Raw genomic sequence first — 7,883 nt, 5'->3', positions numbered from 1 at the left:
TGCTGGTGGCGGCCGGCCTGTTCGCCATCGCCGCCATCTTCTGCAAGCGCGTGCAGCTGCTGGTGGGCGGCTTCCAGGTGGCCAACATCGACTGGCCCGCCGTGCTGACCCCCTACACCGTCACCGACTGGGAGGGCAACATGGCGACTGCCTACCAGGGCCTGGTCTACTGGCCCACCCCCTTGGAGTTCGGCGTGGCGCTGGGCGTCGTGGCCCTCGGCTTCCTGGTGTTCTTCCTGGGGCTGAAGCTCCTGCCCCTCAGGCCCGCCGGGGACGAGTAGCCCGCATCTGCCCGATGCCGAGAGGGCGGCCGGCCCGAAGCGCTCGACGGCTGGCCGCCCCTCTGAGGGCTGACAGGGGACGGGGATAATGTCAGGCTCCCGCCCGCCCCTCCGATGGGTGTCAGGGGGACGTTCGCTTTTGACACGCGAAGAAGCGCTGCCGGGCCGATGGCCAGCAACGTGCGTCAAAAGTGAACGTCCCCCTGGCACGGGAAAGTGAACGTCACCCTGACACCCCCTGACACGGGGAGGGGTCCCCGGAACCCGACGTTGTCCTCGCCCCCTGTCATGCGGCGGCCCGCCCCTCCGGCCCGCCGCCCGGGCAGAGATAGAATCTCTGCCCTACGAACGGCCGTGTCGATGCGCTCGGCGCGCAACAGCCTCCCTTCCCATGCGGCGCCCCCGCCATCTCCGGCGGGGGCGCCCTTGCGTCCGGCCCCCTTCCCGCCCCTGGCCGACGCCCGGCTGTGCCCTCCGTCTCTGCCCGGATTACCCCGCTAGTCCGGGCAAGCCTCCTGCCGTGCGGCGTTGCGCCTACCCCTCTGCCCGGATTACCCCGCTAGTCCGGGCAGAGTGCCGGCTGCGGGGCGCTTGTCCTGCGGAAAGCGCGCGGGTCGCTTGCGTTTGCCCGGATTACCCCGCTAGTCCGGGCAGAGTGCCTGCGGGAGCCCCGCCGAGCGCGCCCCCTGCCCGGATAACCCCGCTTGTCCGGTCAAGCTGCGCGTTGCTTTGTCTCGCCCGTTGCCTTCTGCCCGGATTACCCCGCTTGTCCGGGCACCGTGGCGGAAATAGGCGCCTATTTCCGCCACAGCTCAGGTTTGGAGGAGGTTTCGCGGGGCCCGTGGCAGGAATAGGCGCCTAGTTCTGCCAAAGCCGCGGAGTTGGAAGGGCCGTTGCGCCTTGCTGGCAGGAATAGGCCCCTATTTCCGCCACGGCGACGGCTGGGAGCGTCCTGGGCGGCTCTGTTGGCAGGAATAGGACCCTAGTTCTGCCATGGCTGGGGATTTGGGAGGGCTTTGCCGCCTTGCTGGCAGGAATAGGCGCCTATTTCTGCCATGGGGGCGGTGAGAGTGGACTGGCGGGGAGGGGCTGTCGGCTGCGGCCGGTGCGGGGCTTTTGGGTTGGGCTGGCCTGTGCGGCCGTTTTGGGGCTTTACGGTTGGGGCTGGCCTGTGCGGCTGGTGCGGAGGGGGGGCGCCTGCGCGGGGCTTCCAGGCTGTTGTGTGGGCGGTGTGTGGCGGCGGTGAAGACTGGGTGAATGCTGAAGTTTTGCTGTGAACTGCGTTGAATTGCCATTATCAAGATGGTAAAAATGGCCGCCTTATAAACCAGTAAACTTCTAGACTTTGTTTTCACCGGGGGACTTTTCGAGATTGCGGTTTTGGATCATGGTTTGATTCCCGGATGAAACGTGATTGGATGGATCATGAGAAACTCCATTGAGAACCGCAACAACTCGGTGGCCATTTGGCGTCGCGGTGCGCTGGCGGTCCTTTCCCTGGGATTGGCGGTGTTCCTGACCCTCGCTCCCTCTACGGCCCTGGCCGCAAGCGATGGCGGTAACGAGGCTGTCGTGAATGTTGAAGCTGCTCCAGCCCCTACCACGTCGACCAGCCCGGATGCTTCCGCTGAAGGAGGAACCGATGACGCCGTCTCTTCCGAAGCGGGCGCCGAGAAAACCTATTCGGTGACCATTTACCATTCCGAAATGATGTTCTACGACGACCCCGCATTCGTGCCGGAAGATGATCCCCGCTACGAGGGCTTTCGCTTGATGCAAGCGGTGACCATTGATGGCTTTAAGGCTGGCGACGTGGTAAACGCCTGGGATTATGTGGGCACTGCCAAGGGCTTTACCTTCTTTGACGGTTGGCCGCGCGAACTGGTGGTGAGCGAGGACGAGAGCAAAAACGTTCTTCAGCTTAATTATTTCCGCGATACGAGTGATTGTGTGGTTAACCACTATGTGCTCTATGACCGCAATGCTCCGCTGCCCATGCAATCGGGCGGTCTGCCGCTCCCGTTGGAGGCGTTGGATTCTTCCTCTATTGCAGTGGCGAAGGTGTATGAGGAAGAGCTGCCCAATCAGCTGTTTGGGAATTTGCTTACGAGCGAAGACTATGCCGATGCGAACAAATTGCCAAACCCATCCAATCCTGATGAGCTGCTGGAGGGCATGACGCTGGTGGGCTCATATCCATCGCAGATGTACGTCTCCACTGACGAGAAGAGGAATGAAATAAGCTTGTTTTACGCAGCTGCCTCGGCGAGCCTTCCCGACGAGTCGCCGGTTGACCCCGATAATCCGGGAGTCAACGGCGACAAGCCGGAAGAGGGCGATGGATCTTTCGGCGAGGGCGGTTTTGAGGGCGATGATAGCGGTAGCGGCCCCGAGAGCGACGGTTCGGGCGACGAGGGTAATGAAGGCGCCGATGACGGCAACGGTCCCGTTGGCGGAGCGGAATCCGGCAATGAACCCAGCACCACGACCCCTGCCGATGACGCGGTAAACATTGGGTCCGATAACCCTGACGACGCAGCCGAACTGAGCGCCAAGGTTTTGCCCGTCACTGGTGACGACGCATCGGGGGTGGTTTCGCTGCCAGCGGTAATGGGTTGCGCTCTGGCTGGTGCCTTGTTCGCTCGTTCGCAAAGGGCCAAAGCCTAGTTGCCCGTATTGCAGCGAGGCCAAGTGAAGGCCTCCGTCTCTCTTCCGATGATTATGCATGTAAACCCGCAGGTGCCGCACCGGCGGGTTTTCTTTTGACCGCTGTCTCTCAGGTCTTTTCTCTGAGGGCGGAGCAATGCATGCTATATTGAATATGCGCTACGGAGGGGAGTTGATGATTGACCATGGACAATGCGCTGAACGTTTACGCTGCCGTGTTCGACCCGAACCCGCAGCCCTACGGTGTGGGGCGCATGGTGCTAGACGAAAGCGGCACCCCCCGCGACACCGTGTACGAGTATCTCAACCCCGCCATGGCCTCCCTCACTGGGCAGCAGCCTGCCGATTTGCTGGGTAAGCGCATCTTTGAGATTTGGCCCGAAGAAGACACCACATGGCTTGATGCCTTCTACGAGGCCGCATGCAAAGGCGAGATGTGCGAATTTGATGCGGTGTCGCTGCCATTGCGGCGGTTTCTGCACGTGGTGGTGTACCCCGCCGGTCAACTGCGCTGCATTTTCGCTATCCAAGACGTAACCATGTGGGTGAGTCAGGCGCACACGTCGCTGAAAGCGGTGAAGGCCGGCCTGTTTTTCTATGACGAAAGCACCAGTCTGCTGCTGCTCACCCCCTCGGCGCTGGAGCTGTGCGGCTTCGACGATAGCTACATGACTCTGGTGGAATTCGTGTGCCGCATCTTCGGCCCCACGGGCGCCGCCGAGGTGGAAGCGCGCCTGCAGGGCAACGGTTTCGAGCCGGACGCCGGTGGTGTGCTGTACGAGGGTCTGGCGGAAGACGGCCGCTGGCTGCAGCTGAGCATCGGCAAGGTGGGGGAGTCGGGCCGGTTTTCCTTTGGCATACTGGAAGACGTCAGCCGGCGCAAAGCGGCCGAGGAGCACAGCCTGCGCCACATGCGCATCGTGGAAAGCCTGAGCAAGGAGAACTTCGCGCTGTACTTGGTGGACGTGAACAACGACACCATCGAGCCCTACCGTACCCGCGGCGAAATTGCCGAGCCGGTGCGGCAGCTGGTGGAGAACCTGGGCTGCTATACGGAGGTGCTGGGCCAATACCTGGACAAGTTCGTGGACAGCGAGGACAAGGACGAGCTGTGGGCGAAGCTGAGCCCCGCGGCCATTCGGGCGGAGCTGGCCTCCTGCTCCGATGGGGAATTCGCCGTGAGCTACAAGCGGCTGGTGGACGGCGAGCCCCATTACTTGGAGCTGCGCATCATCAGCCTGGACAAGGCGGAGGGGCACGTGGTGCTGGCGGCCCGCGGTACCAACAACGAGGTGGCCGAGCAACTGCGCCAAAAGCTGGCCCTGCGCAGCGCGCTGAAAACCGCCGAGCACGCCAGCCAGGCGAAATCCACCTTCCTCACCAACATGTCCCACGACTTCCGCACCCCCATGAACTCTATCAGCGGTTTTGCCAACATGGCGTTGGAAAGCCTGGATAACGGCGCCAAGGTGCGCGACTGTCTGGAGAAGATACTGCTGTCCAGCGAGCACTTGCTGAACCTGGTGAACGACATTTTGGACGTGAGCCGCATCGAGAGCGGCAAGGTGGAGCTGACCGAAGAGGAGTTTGGCCTGCGGGATTTGGCGGAGGAGTTCCGCGAAATGTTCGAAGGGGAAGCCGCCAAGAAGCACATGGACTACCAGGTAAACGTCGAGGGGCTGAACCGCTCGATGGTGCTGGCGGACAAGCTGCGGCTCACCCAGATTCTGGTGAACATCGTGGGCAACGCCTTTAAATTCACCCCGGCCGGCGGCGAGATAGCCCTGGAGATGCGCGAGCAGCCGGCCCCGCCCCAGTCCTCCATCGATTACGGCACCTACGTGTTCACGGTGCGCGACAGCGGCATCGGAATGAGCCCGGAGTTTTTGGAGATGCTGTTCGACCCCTTCGAGCGGGCAGCGTCGCACCGGGGTCGCGCCAACGACGGTACGGGACTGGGCATGACCATCACCAAAAACCTGGTGGACTTGCTGGGCGGCTCTATAAAAGTGGAAAGCCAGCTGGGCGCGGGCTCGCTGTTCATGGTAACGCTGCCGCTGCGCTGGGCGAAGGGGGCAGAAGAAGAGGCGCCTGCTCCTGTACGGCCGCGGGCTGCGCAGGCTGGAGGGGGCCAGGGCTGGGATTTCAGCGGCCGGCGCGTGCTGGTGGTGGACGATGACATGTTCTCGCGCGAGATTATTCGTGATGCGCTGGAGCGGCGTGGGGCTGTGGTGGAAGATGCCGAAGACGGCGCCGAAGGCGTGGAGATGGTGCGGGCCAGCGCACCGGGGCATTACGACGCCATCATCATGGACATGCGCATGCCGAAGATGAACGGCGACGAGGCGGCGCGGGCCATTCGCCGGCTGGGGCGGGAGGATGCGGCGACGGTGCCCATTGTGGCCGCCACCGCCGATGCTTTCGCCGAGGCCTATGAGCGGGCGCGGGAGGCGGGCATGGACGCTCACATCACCAAGCCCCTGAACGTGCGCACCATGGTCGAAGTGCTGGGCACGCTGCTCTGCGGCGCCTAAAGAACCAGACGGCAGAGATAGAATCTTTGCCCTACGAAGCGGCAGCCGGCCAGGAGGTGGAGGCGGGTTTTCTGCCCTGCGGAGGGCTGTCCGGTAGGGCGGCAGAGATAGAATCTCTGCCCTACGAAGCGGGGAGGAAGGACCGCCCCGCGTTGGCGGCGCTGTCGGCGGCCGCCCTGGGGCGAAGGCAGGGATTCGATTGGGGGGGTATCGTAGGGCAGAGGTTCTACCTCTGCCTGGGTTGCGAGCCCTAGAGGTCTTTCGTGAGGTAGAGGCCGTTGTCAGAAAAGCCCAGGTTGCGGTAGTACTCGCGGGTGCCCACAGCGCTTATCACGTTGATACGGGAAAACCCGGCATCGGCCGCCATGTGGCAGGCGCGGACCACGAGCGCCCGTCCCAGCCCCGTGTGCTGGGCGTTTTGCCCCTCCCCGTGAATCTGAGCGGCGGTGCCGTACACGTGCACTTCCCGAATCATGGCGGCGTCGGGCCTCAGCGCCTCGGGCAGGCCAGCGGCATCGGCACTTCCATTGCTTTTGGCGGCATCGGTCAGGCGGCCCACTTCGCCGTTTTCTGCCGCGTCGGGAGCCAGCGCTTTCGCTGCGGACGAATCGGCGGCGTCGGGAACCACCGCTTTCGTTTCGGGCGGGGTGTCGGCTGTGGCATCAGTTGCAGTGCCGCCCGCCTCGTCGCTTCCGGCCGGCGCTTCCGGCAGCGACAGCCTCAGAAACCCGGCAATCCTCCCTTCGCTCGTTACCCACTGCAGAAAATGCTCGCGACTGCCGGTGGCTTGGTAGCTCACGGTTTCCAGCGTCAGTGCGGCCTGGTCGATTGCCTGCCCGGCGATTTCCCGGAAGCGAATCTCTTGCACCTCGCCGGCGTGCCCGCTTTCGCGGATGTGCTCTTCCACCATCTGCCGCAGGTTGGTTTTCTTGCTGCCGGCCATGATATCGGGGGCGGAGATGTCGCGGATCATGCGGGAAATACGCAGGAAGGGGGGCGCTGCCAGCACGTTTTGGGCCAGAACCTCCACCAGCTCGTCTTCGGGATAGGGGTTCCAGCGCCCCGTCCGCCACTGTCGCTCCAGCGCAGTGCCCGCCACCAGCACACAGGGGTACAGCTTCACCTCATCGGGCAAAAAGCGCGGGTCTTCCACCAGTTGGCGGAAATCATCGCAATCGGTTTCGGGAGTGGCCCCTTGCAGGTTGGCCATGAAGTGGGCGTGGATTTTGAATCCGAAGCGGCGCAACAGGGCGAAGGCGCGGGCAATGGCGCTATTGTCCTGGATACGGTGGTTGGCGGCGGCCACGACGGGGTTCAAGGTTTGGATGCCCATCTGCACCTTTGTGCAACCGAAGGCGCGCAGTTGGGAGAGGGTTTCGGCGCTTACCAGGGCGGGGCGCGTTTCCACCACCAGCCCCACGCAGCGGCTGCCGGCGGTTTCGTTGACAGCCTGGGCGGCGAAGAGCTGCTGCCAGGTGGCGGTTTGGGTGGCAGCTGCCGCGCGCCAGCGGTCGGCCACGGCATCGCTTGATGAAGAGGCGCCCGAAGCTGGAGCATTACCCGCGGTGCCGGCATTTTCGCAGGTGGGATGGGTGACGGTGGGGGCCGTCCCATCGCCAGCCGCCGCCGCTGGCCCCGGCCCCTCGCACTGGAGCGCAGAGCCTTCCTCATCCAGCCCGTACAGCGCCCGAACCGCTTGGTTGTAGGTGGCCTCGCCGCGCCTCACCCGCGCCTGCAGCTCTTCGCACTGGCGCGCCAGCGCATCGGCCCCTTCCGCAAATCCGGCTTTCCGGTAGGCCGCCCGTCTCGCCGCTGCTTTCGCCGCAGCTGCTTCGCTATCGCCGTCGTTCAGGGCGCTGAACAGCTGCTCCATGAACCAAATCTGGTAGGGCAGGGGATAGTCGCTCCAGGTGCCCCCCAGCACGATGAGCTCCACCTTGTCGGTGGGGTGTCCCATCTGGTTCAAGGTGTGCAGCCGCGCGTGCACCTGCAGGTAGGGGTCGAAAAAATTGCGCTCGGCCCGCTGGCAGGCAGGTTCGCCGGCCAGGTAGCTTTTGGGCATGCGGATATCATTGGGGCAGTAGTCGCAGCTCGATGAGCAAGGCCAGGGCTTCGTGAGCACCGTGATGGTGGCCACGCCGGAGGCGGTGCGCCGCGGCTTCATGCGCAGCAAGGCGAACAGTCGCTTCTGGGCGGCACCGTCCAGGCCCCACTGGGCCAGCTGCCCCGGTTGCCGCTTCTCCAAATCTAAAAAGCCCGGCAGCAGGTGCTTTTTCGCGAAGCGGCGCTCGGCGGTGCCGGCGGCACGGTTGTGGCGCCCCAGTACCTCGTTCACCTGGCCCATGGTGGCCTGCGGGTTGCTGCGCACCAGTTGGGCCACGTCGGCCAGCACGGCATCCAG

Annotated in this window: 4 protein-coding genes; 3 read left to right on the top strand and 1 reads right to left on the bottom strand. The window is 64.0% G+C overall.

Features of this window, described 5'->3' with window-relative positions:
* From DMP11_RS10275 to DMP11_RS04920, 3 genes are all read left to right on the top strand, one after another.
* The coding region (locus DMP11_RS10275) for a hypothetical protein (RefSeq protein WP_235869391.1) at positions 1 to 281 on the top strand (281 nt) is incomplete at its 5' end.
* A gap of 1,425 nt (positions 282 to 1,706) precedes the next feature.
* On the top strand, positions 1,707 to 2,948 hold the full coding sequence (locus tag DMP11_RS04925) for an ICP22 family protein (RefSeq protein WP_123185393.1): 1,242 nt from the start codon (positions 1,707 to 1,709) through the stop codon (positions 2,946 to 2,948).
* A gap of 185 nt (positions 2,949 to 3,133) precedes the next feature.
* Positions 3,134 to 5,482: a PAS domain-containing hybrid sensor histidine kinase/response regulator gene (locus DMP11_RS04920; protein WP_148041088.1), complete on the top strand. Its 2,349-nt coding sequence runs from the start codon at positions 3,134 to 3,136 to the stop codon at positions 5,480 to 5,482.
* 250 nt (positions 5,483 to 5,732) lie between these two features.
* Here DMP11_RS04920 and DMP11_RS04910 read toward each other — a convergent pair whose 3' ends face one another.
* Complete coding sequence (locus DMP11_RS04910; protein ID WP_123185390.1) at positions 5,733 to 7,874, bottom strand: elongator complex protein 3; 2,142 nt, start codon at positions 7,872 to 7,874, stop codon at positions 5,733 to 5,735.
* Positions 7,875 to 7,883 lie beyond the last annotated feature (9 nt).

This window comes from Parvibacter caecicola, from assembly GCF_003725335.1.
GTDB lineage: Bacteria > Actinomycetota > Coriobacteriia > Coriobacteriales > Eggerthellaceae > Parvibacter > Parvibacter caecicola.
This window is presented reverse-complemented; position numbering and strand designations above follow the sequence as displayed.